At 67.9% G+C, this 24770-nt stretch carries 22 protein-coding genes and 1 tRNA gene; 12 read left to right on the top strand and 11 right to left on the bottom strand.

Translation table 11 applies throughout. The features are described from left to right. Positions 1-49: 49 nt before the first annotated feature. Positions 50-125 (bottom strand) — tRNA-Lys (locus KK7_RS0111180). 12 nt (positions 126-137) lie between these two features. Beyond that, positions 138-614: a 2-amino-4-hydroxy-6-hydroxymethyldihydropteridine diphosphokinase gene (folK, locus tag KK7_RS0111175; protein ID WP_010544739.1), complete on the bottom strand. Its 477-nt coding sequence runs from the start codon at positions 612-614 to the stop codon at positions 138-140. Positions 615-637: 23 nt separating this feature from the next. Here folK and KK7_RS0111170 point away from each other — a divergent pair, with 23 nt between their 5' ends. Next, positions 638-1243 (top strand): uracil-DNA glycosylase, encoded by a 606-nt coding sequence (locus KK7_RS0111170; RefSeq protein ID WP_029623187.1) that lies wholly within the window; start codon positions 638-640, stop codon positions 1241-1243. Here KK7_RS0111170 and KK7_RS0111165 read toward each other — a convergent pair. From KK7_RS0111165 to KK7_RS0111155, 3 genes are read right to left on the bottom strand one after another with little or no spacing between them, the layout of a single operon-like run. Next, positions 1230-2135 (bottom strand): flagellin, encoded by a 906-nt coding sequence (locus tag KK7_RS0111165; protein WP_010544737.1) that lies wholly within the window; start codon positions 2133-2135, stop codon positions 1230-1232. The two genes, KK7_RS0111170 and KK7_RS0111165, sit on opposite strands and share 14 nt — an antisense overlap. Positions 2136-2148: 13 nt before the next feature. Then, positions 2149-4254, bottom strand: coding sequence for a flagellar hook-associated protein FlgK (gene flgK, locus KK7_RS0111160; protein WP_010544736.1), 2106 nt, complete (start codon positions 4252-4254; stop codon positions 2149-2151). A gap of 31 nt (positions 4255-4285) precedes the next feature. Beyond that, positions 4286-5587 carry a flagellar hook protein FlgE gene (locus tag KK7_RS0111155; protein WP_083836079.1) on the bottom strand — a complete coding sequence of 434 codons (1302 nt, stop codon included), beginning with the start codon at positions 5585-5587 and terminating at the stop codon, positions 4286-4288. 197 nt (positions 5588-5784) lie between these two features. Here KK7_RS0111155 and KK7_RS0111150 point away from each other — a divergent pair, with 197 nt between their 5' ends. The 10 genes from KK7_RS0111150 to KK7_RS0111105 all read left to right on the top strand — a co-directional run bounded on the left by KK7_RS0111150 (position 5785) and on the right by KK7_RS0111105 (position 14593). Further along, complete coding sequence (locus KK7_RS0111150) at positions 5785-6189, top strand: flagellar biosynthesis repressor FlbT (protein WP_010544734.1); 405 nt, start codon at positions 5785-5787, stop codon at positions 6187-6189. Between the two features lie 14 nt (positions 6190-6203). Beyond that, complete coding sequence (gene fliI, locus KK7_RS0111145; protein ID WP_010544733.1) at positions 6204-7565, top strand: flagellar protein export ATPase FliI; 1362 nt, start codon at positions 6204-6206, stop codon at positions 7563-7565. A gap of 26 nt (positions 7566-7591) precedes the next feature. After that, on the top strand, positions 7592-7993 hold the full coding sequence (locus KK7_RS0111140) for a hypothetical protein (protein ID WP_237709189.1): 402 nt from the start codon (positions 7592-7594) through the stop codon (positions 7991-7993). Continuing rightward, entirely contained in the window at positions 7990-9027 is a 1038-nt protein-coding gene (locus tag KK7_RS22905; RefSeq protein WP_010544731.1) for a peptidoglycan-binding protein, read from the top strand. Before KK7_RS0111140 ends, KK7_RS22905 begins: the two co-directional genes overlap by 4 nt. Before the next feature lie 236 nt (positions 9028-9263). Next, positions 9264-10319 carry a sigma factor-like helix-turn-helix DNA-binding protein gene (locus KK7_RS0111130; RefSeq protein ID WP_010544730.1) on the top strand — a complete coding sequence of 352 codons (1056 nt, stop codon included), beginning with the start codon at positions 9264-9266 and terminating at the stop codon, positions 10317-10319. A 101-nt stretch (positions 10320-10420) separates the two neighbouring features. After that, complete coding sequence (locus KK7_RS0111125) at positions 10421-10891, top strand: hypothetical protein (protein ID WP_010544729.1); 471 nt, start codon at positions 10421-10423, stop codon at positions 10889-10891. Between the two features lie 112 nt (positions 10892-11003). Beyond that, positions 11004-11660, top strand: a complete 657-nt coding sequence (locus tag KK7_RS0111120; RefSeq protein WP_010544728.1) for a dTMP kinase — start codon at positions 11004-11006, stop codon at positions 11658-11660. Positions 11661-11780: 120 nt separating this feature from the next. Next, the gene (locus KK7_RS0111115) at positions 11781-12893 is read left to right on the top strand and encodes a fumarylacetoacetate hydrolase family protein (RefSeq protein WP_010544727.1); all 1113 of its coding nucleotides are present in this window, start codon (positions 11781-11783) and stop codon (positions 12891-12893) included. 7 nt (positions 12894-12900) lie between these two features. After that, positions 12901-13698 carry a D-xylose 1-dehydrogenase gene (gene xylB / locus KK7_RS0111110; protein WP_010544726.1) on the top strand — a complete coding sequence of 266 codons (798 nt, stop codon included), beginning with the start codon at positions 12901-12903 and terminating at the stop codon, positions 13696-13698. Between the two features lies 1 nt (position 13699). Next, the gene (locus tag KK7_RS0111105; RefSeq protein ID WP_010544725.1) at positions 13700-14593 is read left to right on the top strand and encodes an SMP-30/gluconolactonase/LRE family protein; all 894 of its coding nucleotides are present in this window, start codon (positions 13700-13702) and stop codon (positions 14591-14593) included. A 41-nt stretch (positions 14594-14634) separates the two neighbouring features. Here KK7_RS0111105 and KK7_RS0111100 read toward each other — a convergent pair whose 3' ends face one another. The 4 genes from KK7_RS0111100 to KK7_RS0111085 all read right to left on the bottom strand — a co-directional run bounded on the left by KK7_RS0111100 (position 14635) and on the right by KK7_RS0111085 (position 19904). Next, complete coding sequence (locus KK7_RS0111100; protein WP_010544724.1) at positions 14635-15267, bottom strand: TetR/AcrR family transcriptional regulator; 633 nt, start codon at positions 15265-15267, stop codon at positions 14635-14637. A gap of 126 nt (positions 15268-15393) precedes the next feature. Then, positions 15394-17169: an IlvD/Edd family dehydratase gene (locus KK7_RS0111095; protein WP_010544723.1), complete on the bottom strand. Its 1776-nt coding sequence runs from the start codon at positions 17167-17169 to the stop codon at positions 15394-15396. 151 nt (positions 17170-17320) lie between these two features. Further along, entirely contained in the window at positions 17321-18727 is a 1407-nt protein-coding gene (locus KK7_RS0111090) for a sugar porter family MFS transporter (RefSeq protein WP_010544722.1), read from the bottom strand. Between the two features lie 130 nt (positions 18728-18857). Further along, a complete protein-coding gene (locus tag KK7_RS0111085) occupies positions 18858-19904 on the bottom strand; it encodes a LacI family DNA-binding transcriptional regulator (protein ID WP_010544721.1) in 1047 nt (348 codons plus the stop codon). A gap of 167 nt (positions 19905-20071) precedes the next feature. Between KK7_RS0111085 and KK7_RS0111080 the strand changes: the two genes are divergently transcribed. Further along, positions 20072-22471, top strand: a complete 2400-nt coding sequence (locus KK7_RS0111080; protein WP_010544720.1) for a glycoside hydrolase family 3 N-terminal domain-containing protein — start codon at positions 20072-20074, stop codon at positions 22469-22471. A gap of 106 nt (positions 22472-22577) precedes the next feature. Here the strand turns inward: KK7_RS0111080 and KK7_RS20525 are convergent, their stop codons facing one another. Next, on the bottom strand, positions 22578-22814 hold the full coding sequence (locus tag KK7_RS20525) for a hypothetical protein (RefSeq protein ID WP_138983949.1): 237 nt from the start codon (positions 22812-22814) through the stop codon (positions 22578-22580). A 101-nt stretch (positions 22815-22915) separates the two neighbouring features. Continuing rightward, a complete protein-coding gene (locus KK7_RS0111070; protein WP_193378015.1) occupies positions 22916-24748 on the bottom strand; it encodes a glycoside hydrolase family 9 protein in 1833 nt (610 codons plus the stop codon). Between the last annotated feature and the right edge of the window lie 22 nt (positions 24749-24770).

Below are 24770 nucleotides of genomic sequence, written 5' to 3'. Positions count from 1 at the left end.
TCAGGAAGATCCCGGCGCCGTCCTCACGGACTGGCCTGGCGAGAGGCGGTGGTGGGTCCGCCGGGATTCGAACCCGGGACCTCTCGATTAAAAGTCGCTTGCTCTACCGACTGAGCTACGGACCCACAGGCCGGCACCTAGGCGCAGGGGCGCCTTCGGTCAACCGCGTGCAACAACATACGTGTCCTGCGACCGGTCACCGGATCGCGCCAGCCGGCCGCAATCTCGGCCAGCGGCGCGAGCACGAACCGGCGGGTGCGATAGTGGAGATGGGGCACGATCAGGTCCGGCCCCCGCCAGCAGCCGCCCGACCAGAGCACGATGTCGAGATCGATCACCCGCGCGCCCCAGCGCTGGCCGCGCCGGCGGCCGAAGGCACGCTCGATTCGCTTCAGCCGCCGGAGCAGCGCATCGGGCGTCTCGTCGCTGTCGATCCAGGCGACCGCGTTGGCGAAGCGCCGGATCGAGGGGCCCAGCGGGGCGGTTTCGTGGATACGCGACGTCGCGCGCACGCCGCCGATCGCGGCCAGGGCCGCCTGCACTTCGCAGCACGGGCTGCCATGGCGACCGCGGCGGTTCGAGCCCAGGGCGAGGATGTAGCTTGTGACCGGCACGCTCCCGCGCCTATCCCAGCGCCATGTCCGCGCCAAGCCCAGAACCCGATCGCGATTGCCCGCTCTGCCCCCGTCTCGTCGGCTTGCGCAGCCTGTTGCGCGCCGAACAACCGGACTGGTGGAACGCGCCGGTGCCGGCCTATGGCGATCCGGAGGCGCCGATCGCGATCGTCGGGCTCGCGCCCGGGCGGCTGGGAGCGAACCGCACCGGGCTGGCCTTTACCGGCGACGATTCGGGCACGCTCCTGTTCGCGGTGCTGGAAAAGCTGGGCCTTGCCGAAGCCGGGGTGCCGCGCGGGGTGGTGATCCTCAACGCGGTGCGCTGCCTGCCGCCGGAGAACAAGCCGACGCCGGCCGAAATCCACGCCTGCCGACCGTTCCTGGCTGGCGAGCTGCGCGCACCGATTGTCGTCGCATTGGGAGAAATCGCCCACCAGTCGGCGGTGAAGGCGCTCGGCGGCAAGCTGCCCAAAGCCCGTTTCGCCCACGGCGCCGAGCACCGCCTGCCCAAGGGACAGGTGGTGCTCGATAGCTATCATGTGTCGCGCTACAACCAGAATACAGGCCGGTTGACCGAGCCGATGCTGGCGGCGGTATTCGAACGCGCGGTGGCGCTCAGAGATATTTGACGAGACTCAGGCTGCTCAGCTGCGAAAACACCGAATAGCTCGCCTCGAGCACGGTCTTCTGCTGGGCGAGGTCGACGGCGACCTGGCCCAGATCGGCGTCCTCATTGTCCTCGATCACCTTCTGCAGCAGCAGCGAACGATCCTCGCCGCGCTTGCTCAGCTCGTCGACCTGGTTCTGCTTGCGGCCGTTGTCGGCATTGACGGCGCTCACCTGATCGAGCCCGCCGTTCAGCTTGGAGATCGCCTCCCTGAGCGCGGTCCTCTGCGCATCGGTGATCGTCGAGCCGATCGTGCCGGCCTGGGCGAGCGTGCGGAACGCCTCGTACAGCCCGGTGCCGATCGAACTGGCATTGACGCCGTAGGTCACGTCGACACCGTCGCCTACGCGCGCGCTCGACAGCACATTGTCGTCATGGAACGCCTGGGAGACCGGCGTCGTCGCGGCATCGGCCAGGCTGTTGACCGAAAACGGCGTCTGGTCCGTCTGCGAACCGGCGAACAGCGGCGTGCCGCCTTCGCTGGCGTTGAGCGATGCGCGGACCTGCGCGAACGAGCTTTCGATCGCTTCCTGCAGACCGGAGCTCTGGCCGGTGCCGATCGCAGTCATGATCTGCTGGCGCAGGCTCGTCGCGGTCGCCTGGATGCCCTCGATATGCCCCTGGTACAGCGACATGGTGGTGCCTACCCGCTTGGCCACGGCCGATTGCGCCTTCTGCTGCTCGAGGAGGCTGTGCGCGGAAAGGTTGCGCACGGCTTCCGTGCCCAGCGAAGCGAAGTCGGACGCCTTCTTGCCGGTAGACAGCCGCTTCTGGGTCACGGCCAGCTTTTCCTGCGCGGTCGAGATCGCGCTCGCCATGGTGCGCTGGAGCGGGATGGTAGCAACACGAGACATCAGGTCGGCTCCCTTAACGGACCATCTGGAGAAGGGTATCGTACATCTGCGACGCGGTGGTCATCACGCGCGCAGCGGCCGAATAGCTGTTCTGGAGGACGACCATCTGCGAGAGTTCCTCGTCGATGTTGACGCCCGAATAGCTGTCGCGGCGGTTGACCGCATCGGATTTGCGGGCGTCGGCATCCTCGAGCCGGCTCTGCGCCTGGCTCGCCTCCAGTCCCGCGCGGCCGAGCAGCTGCGTCGAGAAGCGCCCCACGGTCGTCACGCCGTCCTTGCCGAGATCCAGCGTGCCGGCCAGCTTGTTCACGAACGCCGTCGCACCGCGGGTGTCCCCGGAGCCCAGTGCCTTGGTGCCGACGGCGGCGGTGGTGTCCAGCCGGGCCAGCGGCAGCTGCGAGGGATTGGCGGCGATGTCGTTGCGGACCTCGGCGACATCCAGGCCGCTGTTGAGGCCGCTCAGGCCGGAAAGCGACGAAAAGGTCCGGCCGCTGCCGGCGCGATCGGTGGAATCGGCGGCGACGGAGAGCACCGCGCCGGACATCCCGCTCACCGGCTCGAAGCGCATCCGTCCGCGCGAATCCAGCGAGAAGCTGCCGAAATGGCCCAGCGGGCTGCTGTTCAGCGTGGTGACGAGATCGCCCATCGTGCCGCCGGTCGTCGGCTGCAGCGTGTAGCTGGTGAGCGCCAGGCCCGATGCGTCGCGCAGCACGATCTGCGCGCTCTGGCCGGTGGTGAAACCGTGCGGATCGGCGGCGTTGAAGCCGGTCGGCACCAGGCTGCTGCTGTCGCTCCGGATCACGTCGTTCATGCCGAAATATTGGGACACGCCCACCCCGGCCCGCTGGCTTGGGGTGCTGGTCGACTGCGCGATCGCCACGCCGTTCCCGCCGGCGGCCGCGGCGAAGCGCAGCACGCCGTTGGTGAAGCTGGCGGTCGCGGCGCTGCCCAGCCCGGTGTTGATGGCGCTCACCAGGTCGGCGACGGTAGCCGCCGGGCCGAGTGCATCGAAATCCACTTCGGTCTTGGCGACCAGCGTGCCGTCCGCCTGGGTGACCGCGAAGGTGGCCTTGCCGGTGAACCCCAGCCGATCGGTCGCGGTCAGCCCGGTCTGGCGGCCGGTGAGGCTGGCGGGCGGCGGGACCGAGGTCCCTTCGTTGGAGACCGCGTTCAACGCCTCGGCAAGACCGCTGAACACGGTGCCGAGCTGTTCGGAAAAGGCGGGCAGCGCACGGTCGCGCAGGTCCAGCAGGCCGCCCAGCTTGCCGCCGATCGCGGCCGAGTCCAGCTTCTCGCCGGTCAGCGCGCCCATCGCGCCGTCCTTGCTGGCGAAGCGGATGCTGATGTCGGGATAGGTGGTCTGCGAGCTGCCGGTGCCGTTGCCCTTGTTCGGGTAGTCGACCTGGCGCAGGCGCGTGTCGAGCAGCATCTGGCCGGAGGTCGTCTCGATGAACACGCGCCCGTCGGGCTGGTCGCGGACGTTGACGGAGAGCAGGCCGCTCAGTTCCTCGATCGCGTTCATGCGCTGATCGGCGGCACCGCTGGAGCTTCGGCCCTGCCCGGTCGCCTGCGCAACCGTGCCGTTGAGGTCGTTGATGCGCTGGAGCAACGTGTTGATCTTGTCGATCGAATAGCCGACTTCGGATTCCACGTCGGCGCGCAGGCCGTCCACGTCGCGGGTGGTCTGCTGCATCGAGGCGAGCGCATCGGCGACATTGCCGGTGAACACCGCCTTGGTCTGCGCCGAGGATTGCGATCCCGTCATCGCCGTGGCCGATGCGGTGATCGCGTTCAGCCGCGCCGGCAGGCCGGAAGAGGCCCCGGGCTCGCCGAGCAGCGACTGCAACCGGCCGAGATAGCTCGACGTCACGTCGGCCCGGCCATAGTCGCCCGCGCGCCGATAGACGGTCGCCTCCAGGAAGCGATCGGCGATGCGCTCGGGCTCGCCCACGTTCACGCCGCTCACCTGACCGTTGATGACCGAGGTCGAAAGCGCGACCCGTTCGCGGGCATAGCCGGTGACGCCGACATTGGCGATGTTGTTCGATACCGCGCGCAAGCCGGCCTGGGCTGCCGCCAGGCCCGAAACTGCGGTTCCAAGGATATCGTTCAGTGCCATGTCCAGCGTCCCCCGGCCTCCGTCTTCGTCTTCAGCGCTTCAGATCGCTGACTTCGCGCAGCATGTCGTCGACGGTCGTGATGATCTTCGACGAGGCGCTGTAGGCGCGCTGGAAACGGATCATGTTGGTGAACTCGCCCGCCAGGTCGACGGTCGATGCCTCCAGCGTGTTCGACAGGAGCTTGCCCGCACCCAGCTGGCCCGGCGCGTTCATCGTCATCGTGCCCGACGAGCGGTTGCCGGTATAGGCGTTGCCGGAGATGCGGGTCAGGCCGTTCGGGTTCGGGAAGGTGGCGACGGGCAGCTGGAAGACCTTGCGGGTCGAGCCGTCGTCGAAGATCGCGCTCACCACGCCGTCCGGCGAGATGTCCGTCGCCGCGATGTTGCCGAGGATGCCGCCATCGGCACCGCCGCGGATCATCGAGGAGGGCTGGCCGAAGGAGGTGAGACCATTGATACCGCCATTGTCACCCAATTGCAGGTTGATCGGCACCGAGGTCGCACCGTTGGTGTAGGTGATGTTGAGCGGGTTGAAGAGCGCGGCGGTCGAGCCGGTCCGGTTCAGGCTGCCGTCGCCGTTGAACGCCACCGTGCCGCTGGTCAGCAGGCCGCCGGGTGCGGTGGTGTCGCTTGCCGGCACCATATAGGTTTCCATCTTCCAGCTGTTCGCGCCGGTCTTCAGGAACGACATGTTGAGCTGATGGCTGCCGCCCTGCGAGTCATACACCGTGAAGGGGCGCGTGAAGGTCGGCGTCACCGTGCCGGAGGCCATGTCCCCGGCGGTGTAGGCGCCCGCATAGGTGGTCGCATCGGACTGCAGGTTGATGCGCGCCTCCAGCTTGGTGCTGGGCGCGGCGGTGCCGACGAGATCGCTCAGCCGCACCGGCGACAGCGTGTCCAGGCTGCCCGTGTTGGTATAGCTGCCGGTCGCGTCGAGGCGCCAGCCATAGAGGTACATGCCCGACGAGTTGCGCATGAAGCCCTGCTCGTCCGGCTTGAACGAGCCCGCGCGGGTATAGGCGACGGGGTCGTTGCCCGAGGTCCCGGTGCGTGTGATGAAGAAGCCGTCGCCGTTGATCGCGAGGTCGGTGCTGCTGCCGGTTGCCTGGGGCAGGCCCTGCTTGGTGACCTGCGTGATGGGGGTCGCCGCGACACCACCAGCCGAATAGCTCGACGCCGTGCGCCCATCGGTCACGAGCGTGCGGAACTGGGCCTCGACGCCCTTATAGGCGACGGTGTTGATGTTCGTGATGTTGTCGGCAACCGTGGCCATGGCACTCGACTGCGCGCTCAGCCCGGAAACGCCAGCGTAAAGAGCGGAATAGAGGCTCAAGTTCAAAACTCCTCGAGATGCCCGCGCGATCCCCACGCCGGCGACGTCTTCATTGTAGAGGGGGAAACGCGGCACCCAAATCGATAGGGCGAATTTGCCTGTTGCGACGCGGGAGGCGGCAAATTTTGCCGGGTGTTCGCGTCGCCGGCCGCAAACGCGACTATAAGTTTAGGAACGCTTATCGAAAGGCCAGTTCCATGCTTCGCATCACGCTCCGCGACGGTGAAAAGGCGATCGTCAACGGCGCGGTGCTGCGCGCGGTCGGTCGCACGCAGATAGCCGTCGAGAATAAGGTATCGATCCTGCGCGGCCGCGAAGTGATGCGGCCCGAGGAGGCGACCAGCCCTGCCCGCCAGCTCTATTTCGCGACCATGCTCGCCTATATCGATCCGGCCGGCCGCGACGCGCACCACGATGCCGTGGTCCAGCTAATCAGCCTGCTGATCACCAGCCTCGGCACGCCGCAGGCAAGCGAGCTGTGCATCCGCTTCGCCAACGATCTGGCGCAGGGCGAGTACTACAAGGCGCTCGCCGTCGCCCGCGACGTGATCGCACTGGAAGACGCCGCAGCCGCCGACCAGAGCGCCACCCAGGCCGCCTGAAGGACGCCGCCGCGATGCAGACGCTCGCCAGTGCCGCCCGTGCGATCCGAGAGATGGTCCCCGACCGTCGCTTCGGTCGCGTGGTGGCGGTGCGCGGCGCGCTCATCGAAGTGGAGGGCCTGGCCGGCGTCGCCCAGATCGGCAGCCGCGTCGAGATCCAGTCCCCCGGCGGCAAGGTGGAAGCCGAAGTCACCGCGCTCGACCGCGGCGTCGCCTTGTGCCTGCCCTTCGTCGATCCCCAAGGCGTGGGCCTGGGCGCGATCGCCGAGCTGGGCGCCGGCCAGTTCACCGTCCGCCCCTCCAAGGCGTGGCTTGGCCGCATGATCAACGGCCTGGGGCGCCCGGTCGACGGCCTCGGCCCGCTGGTCAACGGCGCCGATCCGCAACCGATCAAGGCCTCGCCCCCCGCCGCCGCCGGCCGCTCGCGCGTGGCCGAGCGGATCGAGACCGGGGTACGCTGCCTCGATACCTTCGTGCCCTTGTGCCGCGGCCAGCGGCTCGGCCTGTTCGCCGGATCGGGCGTCGGCAAGTCGGTCCTCCTCTCGATGCTCGCGCGCTGGACGCAGTGCGACGTCGCGGTGATCGGCCTGATCGGCGAACGCGGCCGCGAAGTGCAGGAATTCATCGAGGACGATCTGGGGCCCGAAGGCATGGCCCGATCGGTCGTCGTCGTCGCCACCTCGGACGAGCCGGCGCTGATGCGCCGGCAGGCCGCCTGGACCACCCTCGCCGTTGCCGAACATTTCCGCGACCAGGGGCTGAACGTGCTGTGCCTGATGGACTCGGTCACCCGCTTCGCGATGGCGCAGCGCGAGATCGGCCTCGCCTCGGGCGAGCCGCCGGCGACCAAGGGCTATACCCCCACCGTGTTCGCCGAGCTGCCGCGTTTGCTGGAGCGCGCCGGCCCGGGCGCCCCCGGCCAGGGCATGATCACCGGCCTGTTCACCGTGCTCGTCGACGGCGACGACCATAACGAGCCGGTGGCGGACGCGGTGCGCGGCATCCTAGACGGCCATGTGGTGATGCGCCGCGCGATCGCCGAGCGCGGCCGCTATCCGGCGATCGACGTGCTCAAATCGGTCTCGCGGACCCTGCCCCATTGCCTGGAAGCCGAGCAGAACGACGTCCGCCTCGCCGCGCGCAAGCTGCTGTCCACCTATGCCGACATGGAAGAGATGGTGCGGCTGGGCGCATACAAGGCGGGTTCCTCGCCCGAGGTCGATCGCGCCGTGGCACTGGCGCCGCGCATCGAGGCGCTGCTCAACCAGGGCAAGAACGACCAGGGCCATGCCGAGGCGGCGTTCGCCGAACTGGCGGCGATCCTTTCCGGCGCGGCCACCGGCGATCCCGGCCATGACGTGGGTCTCGCCGCGTGAGGACGCCGTTCGATACCGCCCTGCGCATGCAGCAGCGTACCGTCGACGACCTGAAGGTCGCGATCGGCGCCTCGATCGAACGCATCGCCGCGCTGGAGCAGCAGGCGCGCGAGCTGACCGATCGGATGCGCGAGGAGCGGATGCTCGCCCACGCCCTGCCCTTCGCCTCCGACGCGTGGCTGGCCACCGCCAAGCACGCCCAGACGCGGCTCGGCGCCGAAACCGAGGCGGAACGCGCCCGGCTGGTGGCGCTGCGGGAGCAAGCGCGCGAAGCCTATGGGACGTTTCGCGCGATCGAAAGCGCCGCCGAGCGATTCCGCACCGAGGCCGAGCGCGAAGCCGAGGCCGCCGAGCAGGCGGCGATTGATGACATTGCCGCGGCGCGGTTCCTGCGGGAACGCAAGCGGATGCCGGTGAAGGCAGCATGATCCACCGTACCGACCTCGCCGCGCTGACGCCGGCCCAGCGCGCCAATGTGATCTACGCGCAGGCGCAGTCCGAGCTTTCCAACCGGCTGTGGCGCGCCGCGATCGGTGACAGCGACCGGGACGGCGCGAACAAGAGCCGCTCGCCGCTGGGGCCGGGTTCGGACATGCAGATGGATTCGCTGCTCGAACTGCTCGGCACCAAGGCACCGCGCTCAACCAAGGGGCGCTGCGCCTGCCAGTGCAGCTGTTCCTGCCATGACGATCCCGACGATATCGCCGCGGCCCCCACGGGGCCGATGACGCCGGAGCGCGCCCGCACCATCGCCGAACGCCCCGCCGCCATGGCCTCCGCCCCCGCGACGGGCGCGACCGGCGCCGCCGCCTCCGCCGGGCTCGCGCTGGGCGCCAACAGCCGCTACGCCGACGCCCTCGCCGCCGCGGAGGCGCGCAGCGGCGTGCCGGCCTCCGCGCTCGCCGCGATCGTCAACGCCGAAGCGGGCAAGGGGCAGGACGGCAGCTGGAACCCCCTGTCGCGCAATCCGCGATCGAGTGCCGCGGGGCTCGGGCAGTTCCTCAGCGGCACCTGGCAGACGCTTGCCGAACAGGGCGGCACCTGGCTCAACGAAGTCGCCAAGGCGCGCGGCTGGCTGAAGGAAAACGGCAAGATCGACCCCAGCCGCCGCAGCGAACTGCTGGCGCTGCGCTACGATCCGCAGGCATCGATTCTCACCGTGGCAGATATGGCCCGCAACAATCTGCAAAAACTCGAATCGTCTGGCCTGAATGTGCGGGCCGATTCGGAGACTTTGGCCAAGGCGGCCTATCTCGGCCACCATCTGGGCCTGGGCGATGCGAGAAAATTTCTCGCCGGCGGGATCGAAGCCGGGCGGGCCCGGCATCTGCTGGCCGCCCAGGTCGGCGGATCGGCGGCGGAACAGCGCATCGCCAGCGCCGGCGATGCCACCCGCGCGCACCGGCAATGGTTACTGGAATATATCGACCGACACATCCAGCCGGAAAAATTTTCCTCGTAAATCCGTCATTTCCGGCATTTCGGCGACCGTTAGCAGCGATGTTGAACGGCGATTAACCATCATTTTTTCAGGCACTTGGCTCGCCATGCGAATCGCTCCTGCTATAAAGACCGGGGGCCCTTTTGCGGAAAACTACCTAAGGGCCCGATTAGCACTCCTTTAAAGGTTTCAGGCGAAATCTGCCCCTGTCGACGGCGCCGGAACGATCGGACCGGCGCTGAACCAGGGGAATAGGAATGTCGAAGATCACGATCGCTCTCGAGGCCGCCGTCCAAACCGTCATCGAGAATTCGCCCAAGGACAGCAAGCAGACTGCCCGCCAGCGCGCCGAAGTCGATCGGGCCTTCGCCCGCATTCTGAAGCTCATCGCTCCCCGCATCCGCCACTTCATCCGCCAGTACGGCCTGACCGCCCATTGGGACGATGCCGAGCAGTGCTGCGCGATCGCCGTGCACCGCGCCATCCAGGCCTATGAGCCGGAAAAGGCGCAGTTCACCACCTTCGTGAACTGGCAGATCCGCGGCGAGCTGCAGAGCCTGCGCTTCCGCCTGATGACCGACCAGCGCCCGTCGGCCAAGAAGGTCGAGGCCACCACCGTTTCGCTCAGCGCGATGGTCAGCTCGGCCGATGGCGACGAGATGTCGCCCGAGGCGATGATCGAGGACGAGGATGCGCTGGAGCGCACCGAGAGCGCCGCATCGGAGTATCTCGCCGATGGCGCGATCTCCTCGCTGATCGAGGCCTATGTCGACCATCTCCGCAAGGTGGGCATCGAGCAGCTCCGCCGCCGCCCGCGCCCGAAGCGGGAGGAGGCAGCGCTGCGCCGCGAAGGCCCGCGTCTGCGCACCGCCACCCACGGCATCGATCCGGCCGAGCTGGAGAAGCTGGAAGCCAAGCTGGAGCGGGACCGCGAGATCGTTGCCCGCCGCGTGTTCCAGACCGCCACGCTCGACGACCTTTCGCTCGAGACCGGCGTGACCAAGGAGCGCGTCCGCCAGATCACCAAGCGCGCCGCCAAGGTGATCGCCGAGATCGCCGCCGCCGATCCGCGCTTCTCGGTGATGGCCGAATATGGCGCGCCGGCCCCGACCAAGCGCCGCCAGCCGGCCCCGGCGCGCAGCGTCACGCCGATCCTGCCGGACGCCAGCCAGCCGCACAACCTGCTCTCCAGCGTCGTCGCGATCGAGCCGGCGAGCATCGAGGCCGTCGTCGCCGCCGACGCGAACCGCGAGACCATCGAGACCGTGGCGATCGCCGCCGCGCAAGTTCCGAGCAGCGCCGCACTGCACTGATGCCCGCTCGGGGCACAACCGTTCTATAATGGGGGGATAACCCTTTCGCGGAACGATCGATGCCCCGAGATTCCCAGACCAACGGCCGAGGCGCACCCCAGATGATGCCGCGGCCCAATTACAAGCTGACCGAACTGGCCGAGGAAATGGTGCGCTGTGCGCAGCCGCTGCTCCCGGCCGGCGGTCGGCTTTTTCTGGGTCTGCAGCAGGAGAGCGACGGGTCGCTGCGGATGATCTGGTGGCGCGGCGACGATTTCCGCCTGATCGCCGAGATCGACGCATCCCCCGAAGGCTTTTGCGACGAGGATACCGATGAAGGCGCGCTGCAGGATGCGGCCAGCGCCTGTCTCACCTATCTCGCCGGTCGCTGGCCCAGCCCGCCGCGCCGCCTGGGCGTGATCACCGACGGCACCGGCGTCGCCTTTTCCCCCAACCGTCCCGCCGTCGCCGAGCCGGGCTGGCTGCTCGACCATGCCGGCGGCCTCGCGACGCTCACCACCATCCTGCCACTGGACGGCGAAGGCCCTTGCGCGCTCCTGTGCACGCCGATCGAGGCGGCATCCTATCATTGATGGGCGCTCCTCCCCTGCAAGGAGGAGCGGCCCACGGGCATGACGGCGGGGTGTCTCCACTGGGGCCTTCCCCTCATCGTGACAATTCGCCTCACCCTGCTATGGCACCCGAATGGGTCAACTGATCGCGATCGAGGGCGCCGACGGCGTCGGCAAGAACACCGCCGCCAAGGGGCTGTGCGCGGCGCTGCAGGCCTCCGGGCGCACTGCCACCGTACTCGGCTTCCCGCGCTATGGCGAGACGGTCGCCGGCGTCACCATCGGCAAGATGCTCGCGGGCGAACTCCCCGTCCCCGTCACCCCGCATGCCGCCGCCGTGCTCTATGCGCTCGATCGCTTCGAATGGCGCGATGCGCTGCTGGAGGCGCAGGCGACCCACGACGTGGTGGTGCTCGATCGCTACATCGCCTCGAACATGGCCTACCAAGGCGCAAAACTGGGCGGCGAGGAAGGCCGGGCGCTGATGGACTGGATCCTCGCGCTGGAAACCGGGCAGTTCGCCCTGCCCCGCCCGCGCCTGTCGATCTATCTCGACACGCCGTGGGACCTCGCCCGCGAGTTGATCCTGCAAAAGGCGCAGCGCAGCTACACGACCCGCAGCTTCGACGAATATGAGGCGGATATCGCCCTCCAGCAGCGAGTCCGCGGAAATTACGAGGCGATCGTGGCAGCGGACCTGCTGGGCCCGTGGCGCATCGTCCATGCCAGCGAAGCCGGCGCGATGCGGGCGCCGGAAGCCATCGTCGCCGAAATAATTTCCCACATTTGAACCGCCCGAAAAGGCGCCTATCTCCCGCGCTTGACATTTGCTTCGCGGGAGCGGCAATGGTAGCGCTATCACAATTTGAAACCGGTTTTGGTGAGAGGTCCCTTGGAAGCGCTTCGTGACATGCTGCCTGCCGATCATGCGCAGGCGATTCTGGTCGGCCGTGTGCAGACCCCGGCGGGCCCGAGCCCCGTTCTCCTCCGCGATGGCCAGGTGATCGACGTTTCGGCGATCGCGCCGACCGTCGCCGACCTGCTGGAACGCGACGACATCGCGACGCTGAGCGGCACGGTGCTGTGCAGCGTCGACGCGCTCGGCACCGAGTCGGCGCCGCAGGTGCTGGCTCCGGTCGACCTGCAGTGCGTGAAGGCCGCCGGCGTCACCTTCGCCGTCTCGGCGCTGGAGCGCGTGATCGAGGAACGCGCCCGCGGCGATTCCGCCAAGGCCGCCGAGATTCGCGGCGACCTCGAAGCCAAGGTGGGTTCGGGCATCCGCTCGGTCGTCCCCGGTACCGCCGAGGCCGCGGCGCTCAAGGCCGCGCTGATCGAGGCGGGCATGTGGTCGCAATATCTCGAAGTGGCGATCGGGCCGGACGCGGAGGTGTTCACCAAGGCGCCGGTTCTGTCGGCGATGGGCTGGGGCGCCGAGATCGGCATCCGCTCGGACAGCGACTGGAACAATCCGGAGCCGGAAGTGGTGCTGGTGGTCGACCGGAATGGTGCGATCAAGGGCGCGACGCTCGGCAACGACGTCAACCTGCGCGACTTCGAGGGCCGCAGCGCGCTGCTGCTGGGCAAGGCGAAGGACAACAATGCCTCTACCGCGATCGGCCCGTTCATCCGCCTGTTCGATGACGGCTTCACGATGGACGACGTGCGTAGCGCGGTGGTCGACCTCACCATCGACGGGCCGGAGGGCTATCGCCTCTCGGGCACCAACAAGATGAGCGAGATCAGCCGAGATCCGACCGAGCTCGTGCGCCAGACGCTGAGCGAGCACCAGTATCCGGACGGCTTCGCGCTGTTCCTCGGCACGCTGTTCGCGCCGGTGCAGGATCGCGACCATCCCGGCCGCGGCTTCACTCACAAGCCCGGCGATATTGTCCGCATTTCCACGCCGAAGCTCGGCACGCTCGTCAACCGCGTCACCACGTCCAAGGCCGCCGCGCCCTGGACGTTCGGCATCCGCGATCTGATGCGCAATCTCGCCGCCCGCGGCCTTCTCTCGCATTCCTAAGGTGTCCATGTCGCAAGCCGATCTCCAGCAGGGGCCGATTCCGGCCGCCCAGCGCGCCGTCTATCCGAGCCTGAAGGGCAAGCGGGTCCTGATAACCGGCGGTGGTTCGGGCATCGGCGCCGGGTTGGTCGAAGGCTTCGTCCGCCAGGGCGCGGACGTGACCTTCTTCGACATCGCCGAGGCGGATTCGCAGGCGCTGGTCGCCAGCCTGACCGACGCGGCGATCGCGCCGCGCTTCTATCGTGTCGATCTCACCGACATTCCCGCCGCGCAGGCGCAGGTGCAGGCGCTGATCGAGGCCGAGGGCGGCTTCGACGTGCTGCTGAACAACGCCGCCAATGACGATCGCCACACGATCGAGCAGGTGACCCCGGAATATTGGGACAACCGCCTCAACGTGAACCTGCGCCACCAGTTCTTCCTGGCGCAGGCGGTGATTCCGGCGATGAAGGCCAAGCGCGCCGGCGTGATCATCAACCTCGGCTCGATCTCGTGGCACCTCGCCCTGGAGGAGCTGACGCTCTACCAGACCGCCAAGGCGGCGATCGAGGGCCTGACCCGCAGCCTGGCGCGCGAGCTGGGCCCGGACGGCATCCGCTCGGTCTGCATCGTCCCCGGCAACGTCAAGACGCCGCGCCAGATGAAGTGGTACACGCCCGAGGGCGAGGCCGAGATCGTCAAGGCGCAGTGCCTGCCCGGCCGCCTGGTGCCGGACGACATCGCCGCGCTGGCGCTGTTCCTTGCATCCGACGATGCCCGGCTGATAACGAGCCACGAATTCTTCGTGGATGCAGGCTGGAGATAAGATGACCGACAAGGTGGTGGTTTCGGCGCCGGAGAGCGTGTGGGGGCTCAGCGCCCCGCTTCTCGAAGGCCCGGTATGGGTGGAGCGCGATGCCGCGCTTTGGTTCGTCGACATCAAGAGCCACAAGATCCACCGCTATGATCCCGCCACCGGCGACAAGGCGAGCTGGGACGCGCCGGCGCAGGTGGGCTTCGCGCTGCCGGCGGCGAGCGGCGGCTTCGTCGCGGGGCTGCAGACCGGGCTCGCCAGGTTCGATCCGACGGACGGCAGCTTCGTGCCCCTGGTCGATCCCGAACCCGAACTGCCCGGCAACCGGCTGAACGACGGCACCGTCGATTCGGAAGGCCGCCTGTGGTTCGGCACGATGGACGACGGCGAGAGCGCGGCCACCGGCACCATCTATCGCCTGGCAGCGGACGGCAGCTGCGTGCCCTCCAGCCCCAAGGTATCGATCACCAACGGCCCGGCGGTCTCGCCCGACGGCAAGACGCTCTACCATGTCGATACGCTCGGCGCGGTGGTCTATGCCTGCGACATCGATCCGGACGGCGCGCTGGTGAACCGCCGCGAGTTCGTGCGCATCGCCGAGGGCGAAGGCTTCCCGGACGGCCCGTGCGTCGACAGCGAGGGCTATGTGTGGGTGAGCCTGTACGTCGGCTCGGAGGTGCGTCGCTACTCGCCTGCGGGCGAGCTGGTCGAGACGGTGCCCTTCCCCGTCGATGCGATCACCAAGATCGCGTTCGGCGGCCCGGACCTGAAGACGGTCTTCGCCACCACCGCGAACAAGCACCTTTCGGCCGAAGACAAGGCCGCACGGCCGAGTTCGGGCGACCTGTTCCGCTTCCGCGTGACGGTGGCCGGTCAGCCGACCGCGATGATCCGCATCGGGGCCTGAGCCCAAATCCCTCCCCCGGCTAAGCTGGGGGAGGATCTTCCCTACTGGTACATCGCCCTGGTCAGCCCGGCGATACCGCCGCGCACCCGCTCCCACCCCGCTTCTTCGGACAGGTCGAGCCCGAGGAACCGCCCGCTGGTCGCGCCGGAGAGCACCAGCTGCTGGATCGAGGCGATCAGCAGCGCATTCAGCATCGGCGCGTCGATGCCCGCCGGGCGCTGCAGCGTACCACGCTCCCGCGCGATCCAGGCGCTCAGCGCCTTGCCCCGAGCCTCGGTAAAGGCGCTGGCGAGCATGGAGGGTGCGGAAAGCTCCCAGGCGAGGATCTTCTGGGCCAGCGGATCGCTGCGCAGCGCATCGAGCAGCGCTACCGCCACCCGCGCCATCATCTCGGCGTAGCTGGCCGGCGGCGGCACATTGTCGGGCCGCACCAGCGCGGTTTCCATCCAGGCGGAGACGTCGGCTGCGATCGCTTCGGCAAGGCCGTCCATCCCGCCGAAATACCGGTAGATCAGTTGCTTGTCGTAACCCGAGGCGCGCGCGATCGCATTGACGCCCCAGCGGGCAAAGCCCTGTTCGGCCAGCAGCCGCTTGGCCGCTTCCAATATCACGCCGCGCGTATTGGCCGCATTGCGCGGACGTTTCGCCGGTGCCCCTTCGCTCACGCTGCCCATCCCCTATTGTTGGCGATGGTTAACTATCACTGACGAGTGACACTTGCCATATCCGGAATGGGCCGGAGGTGGGGAATCGGCCCCGAAAGAAGAAGGGGCGGGAACGCTGTCCCCACCCCTTCCCGGTCAATGGTTGTGACGCGGCACCTTGAGGCCAGTCCCGCGATACTTGGTCGCGAACTCGAGCACGCCGCCCTCGTGGAGTTGGCCCGATTTCTCGCGGTACAGCTCTTCCCAGGGCGTGTTGCTCGGCGGGATCGGCGGGGCGGGCTCGCCCTTGCGGCGGGCGATCTCGTCCGCCTCGACCAGCGCATCGACGCGGCCCTGGTTGAGATCTATGCGGATCATGTCGCCGGTGCGCAGCCACGAAAGCCCGCCGCCCGCCGCGCTTTCGGGCGAGGCGTTAAGGATCGAGGGACTGTCCGACGTGCCCGACTGGCGGCCGTCGCCCAGCGTCGGCAGGCTCTGGATGCCCTTCTGGAGCAGCGCATCGGGCGGCTGCATGTTGACCACCTCGGCCGAGCCGGGCCAGCCCAGCACGCCCGCACCGCGGATCACCAGGATGCAATTGTCATCGATGGCGAGCGCCGGATCGTTGATCCGGTGGTGATAATCGTCCGACCCGTCGAACACCACCGCGCGCACCTCGAACACGCCCTCCTGCCCCGGCGTCGAGAGATAGCGCGCACGGAACGCATCGGAGATCACGCTGGTCTTCATGATCGCCATGTCGAACAGGTTGCCGGTGAGCACCAGGAACCCGGCCTTCTCCATCAGCGGCTTGTCGAGGGGCAAGATCACCTCGGGATCGAGCACCCGCGCCTCGGCAACATTCTCCGCCATGGTGCGGCCGGTGCAGGTGGCGACGCTGCCGTCGAGGATGCCGGCATCGACCAGCAGCTTGAGCACCGCCGGAATGCCGCCGGCGCGGTGGAAGCGCTCGGAGAGATATTGCCCCGCCGGCTGCATGTTGACGATCAGCGGCAGGTCATAGCCGGTCTGCCAGTCCTCGGGGGTGATGGTGATGCCGGCATGCGCGGCCATCGCGTTGAGGTGCGGCTGGGCGTTGGTCGAGCCGCCGATCGCGGTGAGCAGCTTGATCGCATTGAGGAAGCTCTGCCTGGTCAGGATCTTCGACGGGCGGAGGTCCTCGTACGCCATCTCGACGATGCGCTTGCCGGTCTCGTAGGCGATCTGGCCGCGCTCGCGGTACGGCGCCGGGATCATCGCGCAGCCGGGCAGGCTCATGCCCAGCCCCTCGGCCAGGCTGTTCATCGTCGAGGCGGTGCCCATGGTGTTGCAATGCCCCGAGGACGGCGCGCTTTCCATCGCGCGGCGCAGGAACTCGGCCTCGTCGATCTCGCCCGCCGCCATCTTGCGGCGCGAGCGCCAGATCACCGTGCCGGAGCCGACCAGTTCGCCTTCGTGCCAGCCGTCGAGCATCGGCCCGCCCGACAGGACGATCGCCGGGATGTCGACCGTGGAGGCGGCCATCAGCGACGAGGGCGTGGTCTTGTCGCAGCCGGTGGTGAGGATCACCGCGTCGATCGGATAGCCGTTGAGGATTTCGACCAGGCCGAGATAGGCGAGGTTGCGGTCGAGCGCGGCAGTCGGGCGCCGGCAATTCTCGAAGATCGGGTGGAGCGGGAATTCCATCGGGATGCCGCCGGCTGCCAGGATGCCTTCGCGGGCGCGCTTCACCGTCTCCAGATGGATGCGGTTACACGGCGCGATGTCGCTGCCCGACTGGGCGATGCCGATGATCGGCTTGCCCGAGGTCAACTCCGCTGGCGTGATGCCGTAGTTCATGAAGCGCTCGAGATAGAGCGCGGCCATGTCGGCGCGGCCGGGGGCGGCGAACCATTCGCGCGATCGGAACGGACGGGCAGGCGTGCGGGTCATTGATACCTCACAATCCTCCCCGGTACGGGGAGGGGGACCAGCCGCAGGCTGGTGGAGGGGGCCAGCCACAAGCGACATCCTTTGGGGCGATCCCCCTCCACCATCGCCTTCGGCGATGGTCCCCCTCCCCGTTCCGGGGAGGATCTTGAACTTAGCCCTCCATCGCCTCGAGTTCCTTGCCCTTGGTTTCCTTGATGAACTTCAGGACGAGGAAGAAGCTGACCGCCGCGCAGACGGCATAGAAGGTGTAGCTGGCGGCAAGGCCGAGCTTCGATGCCATCACCGGGAAGCTCTGCGCGATCAGATAGTTGGCGAACCACTGGGCGAAGCCGCACACGGCCAGCGCCGAGCCGCGGATCTGGTTCGGGAACATCTCGCCGAGCATCACCCACATCACCGGGCCCCAGCTGACGTTGAAGAAGATCACATACAGGTTGGCGGCGATCACCGCGGTCTTGCCGAGGTCCGGCGAGAGGACCAGCTTGCCGGCGGCGTCGAGCGAGCCGTGGCCGAAGGCATAGACCAGCACGAACAGCGTGACCGCCATGCCCGCGGAACCGATCAGCAGCAGCGGCTTGCGGCCGATCTTGTCGACCAGGCCGATGGTGACGAGGCAGGCGGCGATCGAAACCGCGCCCGAGACGATGTTGATCAGCAGCGAGTCCGCCTCGGTGAAACCGGCGAGCTGCCACAGCGTCGAGCCATAGTAGAAGATCACGTTGATGCCGACGAGCTGCTGGAACACCGCGATCACCAGGCCCGCCCACAGGATCGAGCGGATGCCGCCGGTGCGCGGGTCGATCAGGTCGCGGAAGCTCGGGCGGTGGTCGGCGCTGAAGCTCGCGCGGATTTCCTCCAGCTTGGTGCGCGCAGTCTGCGGGCCGAACAGGTCGGTCAGCACCTTGGTCGCTTCCTCGATGCGGCCCTTGGCGACCAGGAAGCGCGGGCTTTCCGGAATGAAGAACAGCGCGACCAGGAATACCGCAGCGGGGATCGCCTGCATCAGGTACATCCAGCGCCACGCTTCGAGCCCGGCCCAGAAGGCGTTGGTCGAGGCGCCGGCGGCAGCCGCGAGATAATAGTTGACCACGAACGCGGCGGTGAGGCCGGAGATGATCATGATCTGCTGCACCGTCGTCATCCGGCCGCGAATGTTCGCGGGCGCGACTTCGGAGATATAGGCAGGCGACAGCACCGAGGCGGCGCCCACCGCGATGCCGCCGGCGATCCGGGCGACCACGAACACGCCGTGGAGGTGCGCGAAGCCCTGCGCCAGCGCGCCGACGAGGAAGATGAAGGCGGCGAGCCGCATCACGTTGCGGCGGCCGATCGCGTCTGCCAGCGTGCCGGCGAAGAAGGCGCCGATGAAGCAGCCGATCAGCAGCGAACCGACGGTGAAGCCGAGCCCGGCCTCGTCGAGCGCGAACGCCGCCTGCAGGCCCGGCTGGGTGCCGTTCACCGCGCCGCTGTCATATCCGAAAAGCAATCCGCCGATCGTGGCGACCGCCACGATGGCGCCGATCAGGCCGATATTGGCCCGCTCCGCTGTCTGGTTCATCCAATCCCTCTCCTGACGCCCCGAACTGTCGGCGCGATTTGTTAGCGGTAACGCTGGCCCGTGCAACCGAGAAAAGCAAGTCGGCAGATGCGGATTCGCAATTTTCTGCCAACGTTGTCGTGCGATCCCCTTACGCCGCGGGCGGCGGCGCGCAGGATTCGCGCACGATCAGCTGGTGCGCAAGCACTTGTTCGGCGTGCTCCGTGCGGACGTCGGCACGCAGTTCCTCGAGCAGCATGGTCAGCGCCGCCTCCGCCATCGCCGCGATGGGCTGGCGGACGGTGGTGAGCTCCGGCCACATCGTCGTGGCAAGCGCCGTATCGTCGAAGCCGACCACGCTCAGGTCCTGGGGCACGTGCAGGCCCCGACGATGCGCAACGCCGACGGCTGCGGCGGCCATGTCGTCGTTGCTGGCGAAGATTGCGGTGGGCGGCTTGGGCAGATCGAGCATCGCCTCGCTCGCGACAATGCCGGAACGGAACGTGAAATACCCTTGCTCCACCGGCATGGCGGCAAGGTCCAGCCCCGCTTCCTCGATCGCCGCGCAGAAGCCCCGATACCGCTCGGCACTGGATGTCTGGTTGGGGTTGCCGCGAATGAAGCCGATATGCCGGTGCCCCATGTCGAGCAGATGGCGGGTCATCGCCGACGCAGCCGCGAAATCGTCGATGCGCACGTTCAGGCTGCCTTCCGGCGGCAGCCCCATCGCTACGGACACCCAGGGAATGCCCGCCGCTTCCAACTCGGCGCGCACCGGCCCCGATTCGGAAAGCGGCGGCGGCAGGATCACGCCCTGCACATGCGTCTGCACGAAGCCGCGGGTCGCCTCGGCCTGTTCCTCGGCGCGCTCGCCCTCGCAGGCCTCGAGCACCAGATGGCAGCCGGCCCGCCGCGCAGCGGCCAGCGCGCCGATCAGGAATTGCGAGAGATAGGCCGCCGAGGGGTTCGAATACAGCAACCCGATTTGGGTCGCTTCACCAGCGGCGAGACTGCGCGCAGCACTGTTGGGCGAATAGTTGAGCTTGGCGATCGCGGCGAGCACGGCTTCCCGAGTCGCCTCGCGCACGTTGGTGCCGCCGTTGACGACGCGTGACACGGTCATGGCGGAAACCCCCGCTTCGCGTGCCACGTCCTGTACGGTGATGCTGCCCCGGCTGCGCCGGCTAGGTTTGCTCATCCCCCCTCCTGCAGGAACGCATAAGTTCGCGCTACCATCTTTGCAATCGTTGGCGAACCGAAGCGCACACCGTTGACCGGCGTCGTTGCGCGCAACTATAGATGATAACGCTACCATCATGGCAAGAGGCGATAGCAGAATCATCGCCGGCCTTCAGGGAGAGGAACATGCGTCATTTTCGCCGCGCCGCCGCGCTCGCCATCGCCGCGAGCGCTCTGACGCCCTTCGTCGCGGCCCAGCCTGCCGCAGCGCAGACCGCCCGCGCCGACAAGCCGCTCTACAAGGACGCGACCCAACCCGTCGATGCGCGCGTCGACGATCTGCTCGCGCGGATGACGCTGGAGGAAAAGGTCCAGCAGCTGCAGGCGCTGTGGCTCAACAAGGGCCTGGTGCAGGATGCCAAGGGCGAGTTCGATCCCGTCAAGGCCAGCGCCAGCTTCCCCAACGGCCTGGGCATGATCTCCCGCCCCTATGACCGCCGCGGCGTCGCCGCCGCTCAGACGACGGCGGCGGGCGCCAATGCCGGCGACGTCAACCGCAGCCCCGAGGAAACGGCGCGCTACGTCTATGCCGCGCAGAAATGGGCGGTGGAGAAGACGCGGCTCGGCATCCCGATGCTGATGCACGAGGAAGCGCTGCACGGCCTTGTCGCGCCGGGTGCCACCAGCTTCCCGCAGTCGATCGCGCTGGCGAGCAGCTTCGATCCCAAGCTCGTCGAGAACATCTTCTCGATGGCCGCGAAGGAAGCGCGCGCCCGCGGCGCCAACCTCGTCCTCGCCCCTGTGGTCGACGTGGCGCGCGATCCGCGCTGGGGCCGCATCGAGGAGACGTACGGCGAGGACCCGTATCTCGTCACCCAGATGGGCCTGGCGGCGATCCGCGGCTTCCAGGGCACCACGATGCCGCTCAAGTCCGACAAGGTGTTCATCACCCTCAAGCACATGACCGGCCATGGCCAGCCCGAGAACGGCACCAATGTCGGCCCCGCCTCGCTCGGCGAGCGGACGCTGCGCGAGGATTTCTTCCCGCCGTTCGAAGCGGCGGTGAAGACGCTGCCGGTGATGTCGGTGATGGCGAGCTATAACGAGATCGACGGCATCCCCAGCCATGCCAACAAATGGCTGCTCACCGACGTGCTGCGCGGCGAATGGGGCTTTCAGGGCGCCGTGGTCAGCGACTATTTCGCGATCCGCGAGCTGATCACCCGCCACCACCTGTTCAAGGACCCCAAGGACGCCGCCCAGCGCGCGCTCGACGCGGGCGTCGACGTCGAAACGCCGGACGGCGAGGCGTACACCCATCTCGTCCAGCTGGTGAAGCAAGGCCGGGTCAGCCAGGGCGAGATCGACAATGCCGTGCGCCGCGTACTGCGGATGAAGTTCGAGGGCGGGCTGTTCGAGAACCCCTATCCCGAGGTGAAGCTGGCCGCCGCGCGTACCAACACGCCCGAAGCGATCGCCCTCTCCCGCCAGGCGGCGCGCGAATCGATCGTGCTGCTGAAGAACGCACAAGGCCTGCTGCCGCTCGACGCCAGGGGCATCAAGCGCATGGCGGTGATCGGCACCCACGCCAAGGATACGCCGATCGGCGGCTATTCGGACCTGCCCAACCATGTCGTCAGCGTGCTCGAAGGCATGCAGGCCGAGGGCAAGGGCAAGTTCGCGGTCGACTATGCCGAGGGCATCCGCATCACCAACCACCGCGAATGGTCAAAGGATGCGGTGGCGCAGGTGCCGGCTTCGGTGAACGACCAGCTCCGCGCCCAGGCGCTGGAGACAGCCAAGAACGCCGATGTCGTCGTGCTGGTGCTCGGCGGCAACGAGGCGGTGAGCCGCGAGGCCTGGGCCGACAACCATCTCGGCGACAGCGAGACGCTCGACCTGCCCGGGCCGCAGGACCAGCTGGCGAAGGAACTGATCGCGCTGGGCAAGCCGGTCGTGGTGATCCTGCTCAACGGCCGCCCCTATGCGGTGAACTATCTTGCGGAAAAGGCGCCGGCGCTGATCGAAGGCTGGTATCTCGGCGAGCAGACCGGCAACGCGATCGCCGACGTGGTGTTCGGCCGGTACAATCCGGGCGGCAAGCTGCCGGTGTCAGTGGCCCGGAGTGTCGGCCAGCTGCCGATCTACTACAACAAGAAGCCGAGCGCGCGGCGCGGCTATCTGTTCGGCGACACCAGCCCGCTCTACCCCTTCGGCTATGGTCTGAGCTACACGACGTTCGACATCTCGGCTCCGCGCCTGGGCACGCCGACGATCGGCATTGCCGACAAGGCTAGCGTCGAGGTGGACGTGACCAACACCGGCAAGGTTGCCGGCGACGAGGTCGTCCAGCTCTTCGTCCATGACGACGAGGCATCGGTCACCCGGCCGGTGATCGAGCTCAAGCGCTTCGAGCGGGTGACGCTCAAGCCGGGCGAGAAGAAGACGGTGCGCTTCGAACTGACGCCGGACGATCTGGCGCTGTGGAACAGCCAGATGCGCCATGTCGTGGAGCCGGGGACGTTCACGATCTCGTCCGGCCCGGATTCGGCGACGCTGAAGAGTGCTACGCTGACTGTAAGGTGAAGATCAGCGGGGAGGCTGCTGACCGCCGCAGTCTCCCCGCTCGACTGCGGGGGCCGTTTGGCGGTGCCGCGGGCCTGCGCTGAAAGGAGATGTCCGATCTTGGTGGTTAGCTGCCTTTGCGACGCGACGGTGCGTGTCGTTCGCAAAGCCACATCGCCAGAGCCCATCCACCGATCAGCGGCACGGCAAAGAGCGAAGGTGCGTACCGGTCAGCTACGAAGCAAAGCATGAGGCTGACCGCAATCACTGCAGCCATGTAGGCGACGCCCTTCCAGTGTGCGGGCATATAACTCCACACAATCCGTTCGAACCAAATCTCGCGCCCTTGGTCATTCAGCTTCATCACGCGCATCCCTTAGCGCCCCACATTGGCTTGCGTGGCGTATGTCCGCAACTGGGCGAAAGCAGACTCGCTGCTTCCTGACCCCACGAACCGCCGCCGCCTCAATCATCCACCCACGCCGCCACCCAGAACAGCGGCGCGTTCCAGTTGATCGCGACTTCGTTCAGCGCATAGGCATGGATGTCGTCCGCCCAGCAGGTCTGGGCGACGCACTTGCCCTTCAGCTGCATCGCCACCGCATCGGCCATCGCGGTGTCGTTCGGTCCGCCCGAGAGCACGCCCGGCGGCGGCCCCGGCAGCTTGGCGTCGAGCGAATGCGCCCAGAAGCGGTGGTGCGGGTTGCGGAGCGATCGCGTGCCATAGCCGCTCACATAGGACGTCCCCATCGGATTGCGGCCCAGCAGATAGTCGAGCGCCGAGACGATGCCCGCGCGGTACTTCGGCGCGCCGGTAAGATCGCTCGCCACGCCGAGCAGCATCGCCTGGTTCATCAGGTCGCCGTTCGAGCCCCAGGGATAGCCGATCGGCCGATAGGGGATGGCATATCCGTTCTGGCGGCGCTGCTCGAGAATGCCGTCCGCCGCTACGATCAGCGTGGCGCGCAGCTTCTGCACCTCGGCGTCGCCGAGGCCTGTCTTCACCGTCGCCAGCGTGATCGTGCCGAGCGGGGCGGTGAAGCTCCAGCCGGGCGCGCGGACCGCTTCGCCGAAATGCGGCGAGCCGGTCACCGCCTTGCGGAACACCTCCTCGCCGGTGGTCGCGTAGAGCTCGGCGGCGGCCCAGTAGAATTCGTCGCTCAGGCTCGAATCGCCATAGCCGCCGCTGCCGGTGAAGCTGCTGGTGGCGTAGACCTGCGGGTTGCGCTGCGCCGCCGCCCAGGCCCGCCGCGCGGCGGTGAGGCAGCGGGCGGCGAAGGCATCGTCCACCCCGCGCCACAGCCGGGCGCACTGCGCCGCCGTCGCCGCCAGGTTGAGCGTTGCGCCGGTCGTGGGCGGATAGAGCAGGCGCTCCTCGCGATCGTTCTGCGGCGGCATCGGCATCGCGGTCCAGTTGCGGTCGGCGACCTTCTGGTGCGCCATGCCGCCGGCGTCGATCTCGGCGAAGGGCGGGAAGCTCGGCTCCCAGGCGGGTCGGCCGGGCTTGGGCGCGCCGAGCGGGCCCGAGGGCAGCCGCGTGCGCACGCCGTCCGCGATCTGCATGCGCAACAGGAAGTCCATTTCCCAGCGCGCTTCGTCGAGCAGGTCGCTCACGCCGTTGCCGCTTTCGGGGATGCGCAGCGATCCGTCGGGGAAGGCCTTGGGGCGGCGCTCATAGGCGTTGAGCAGCGTCCACAGCGAAATGCCGCCGTTGACCAGGTATTTGCCGTGGTCGCCGGCATCGTACCAGCCGCCGGTCACGTCGAGCTTGTAGCCGCAGCCCGGCCAAACCATCCCGCGCTGGTCGGCCCCCGCAAAGCAGCCGGCCACTTCATGCCCATGTCCCGCCGGGCGCGCCCAGGCGGCACCGGCGAACTTCGCGTCGATCGGCGTGCCGGCGCGCTGCTGGTAGAAGAAATTGGCAACGTCGCGCGCCAGCGGGCGATAGAGCGAAGGCGCGATGGCAAAGGGATCGCTGGTCACCCCGGCGACCGACAGCCGATAGCCCTTCCCTTCCCGCCGGAATCCGGAAAAATCGATCCGCTGGACCACCGCGCCCGAGCTCGCATCGGGGCCATAAACATAGGTGTCGCCCTTGCCGACAGCGTTGCCATCCGCGTCCAGCAAGAGCCAGGGAAGCGCGGCCGTCCCGGCTCCCCGCACCACGGCAAGCTTTACGTCGCCAGGCTCGAAGCCGATCTGGTTGAGGTCGATCGCTGGCCGTTGCTGCTGCTGTGCTGCCGCCGGGCTCGCCAGCATCGCGCTCGCGAGCATCGCGCTCGCGAGCAAGCACGCCATTTCCTTCCGCATCCTGCTCCCC

This window comes from Sphingomonas elodea ATCC 31461 (assembly GCF_000226955.1).
In the GTDB taxonomy this organism is placed as follows: Bacteria; Pseudomonadota; Alphaproteobacteria; order Sphingomonadales; family Sphingomonadaceae; genus Sphingomonas; species Sphingomonas elodea.
The sequence above is the reverse complement of the archived record's forward strand: the minus strand, read 5'-3'. Positions and strand labels throughout refer to the sequence as shown.

Bases quoted from the DNA above. Each gene is read 5' to 3' on its own strand.
- KK7_RS0111170 (WP_029623187.1), top strand. From the start codon at position 638: ATGTCCGCGCCAAGCCCAGAACCCGATCGCGATTGCCCGCTCTGCCCC.
- KK7_RS0111165 (WP_010544737.1), bottom strand. From the start codon at position 2,135: ATGTCTCGTGTTGCTACCATCCCGCTCCAGCGCACCATGGCGAGCGCG.
- flgK (WP_010544736.1), bottom strand. From the start codon at position 4,254: ATGGCACTGAACGATATCCTTGGAACCGCAGTTTCGGGCCTGGCGGCA.
- KK7_RS0111150 (WP_010544734.1), top strand. From the start codon at position 5,785: ATGCTTCGCATCACGCTCCGCGACGGTGAAAAGGCGATCGTCAACGGC.
- fliI (WP_010544733.1), top strand. From the start codon at position 6,204: ATGCAGACGCTCGCCAGTGCCGCCCGTGCGATCCGAGAGATGGTCCCC.
- KK7_RS0111140 (WP_237709189.1), top strand. From the start codon at position 7,592: ATGCAGCAGCGTACCGTCGACGACCTGAAGGTCGCGATCGGCGCCTCG.
- KK7_RS22905 (WP_010544731.1), top strand. From the start codon at position 7,990: ATGATCCACCGTACCGACCTCGCCGCGCTGACGCCGGCCCAGCGCGCC.
- KK7_RS0111130 (WP_010544730.1), top strand. From the start codon at position 9,264: ATGTCGAAGATCACGATCGCTCTCGAGGCCGCCGTCCAAACCGTCATC.
- KK7_RS0111125 (WP_010544729.1), top strand. From the start codon at position 10,421: ATGATGCCGCGGCCCAATTACAAGCTGACCGAACTGGCCGAGGAAATG.
- KK7_RS0111120 (WP_010544728.1), top strand. From the start codon at position 11,004: ATGGGTCAACTGATCGCGATCGAGGGCGCCGACGGCGTCGGCAAGAAC.
- KK7_RS0111115 (WP_010544727.1), top strand. From the start codon at position 11,781: ATGCTGCCTGCCGATCATGCGCAGGCGATTCTGGTCGGCCGTGTGCAG.
- xylB (WP_010544726.1), top strand. From the start codon at position 12,901: ATGTCGCAAGCCGATCTCCAGCAGGGGCCGATTCCGGCCGCCCAGCGC.
- KK7_RS0111105 (WP_010544725.1), top strand. From the start codon at position 13,700: ATGACCGACAAGGTGGTGGTTTCGGCGCCGGAGAGCGTGTGGGGGCTC.
- KK7_RS0111100 (WP_010544724.1), bottom strand. From the start codon at position 15,267: ATGGGCAGCGTGAGCGAAGGGGCACCGGCGAAACGTCCGCGCAATGCG.
- KK7_RS0111095 (WP_010544723.1), bottom strand. From the start codon at position 17,169: ATGACCCGCACGCCTGCCCGTCCGTTCCGATCGCGCGAATGGTTCGCC.
- KK7_RS0111090 (WP_010544722.1), bottom strand. From the start codon at position 18,727: ATGAACCAGACAGCGGAGCGGGCCAATATCGGCCTGATCGGCGCCATC.
- KK7_RS0111085 (WP_010544721.1), bottom strand. From the start codon at position 19,904: ATGAGCAAACCTAGCCGGCGCAGCCGGGGCAGCATCACCGTACAGGAC.
- KK7_RS0111080 (WP_010544720.1), top strand. From the start codon at position 20,072: ATGCGTCATTTTCGCCGCGCCGCCGCGCTCGCCATCGCCGCGAGCGCT.
- KK7_RS20525 (WP_138983949.1), bottom strand. From the start codon at position 22,814: ATGAAGCTGAATGACCAAGGGCGCGAGATTTGGTTCGAACGGATTGTG.
- KK7_RS0111070 (WP_193378015.1), bottom strand. From the start codon at position 24,748: ATGGCGTGCTTGCTCGCGAGCGCGATGCTCGCGAGCGCGATGCTGGCG.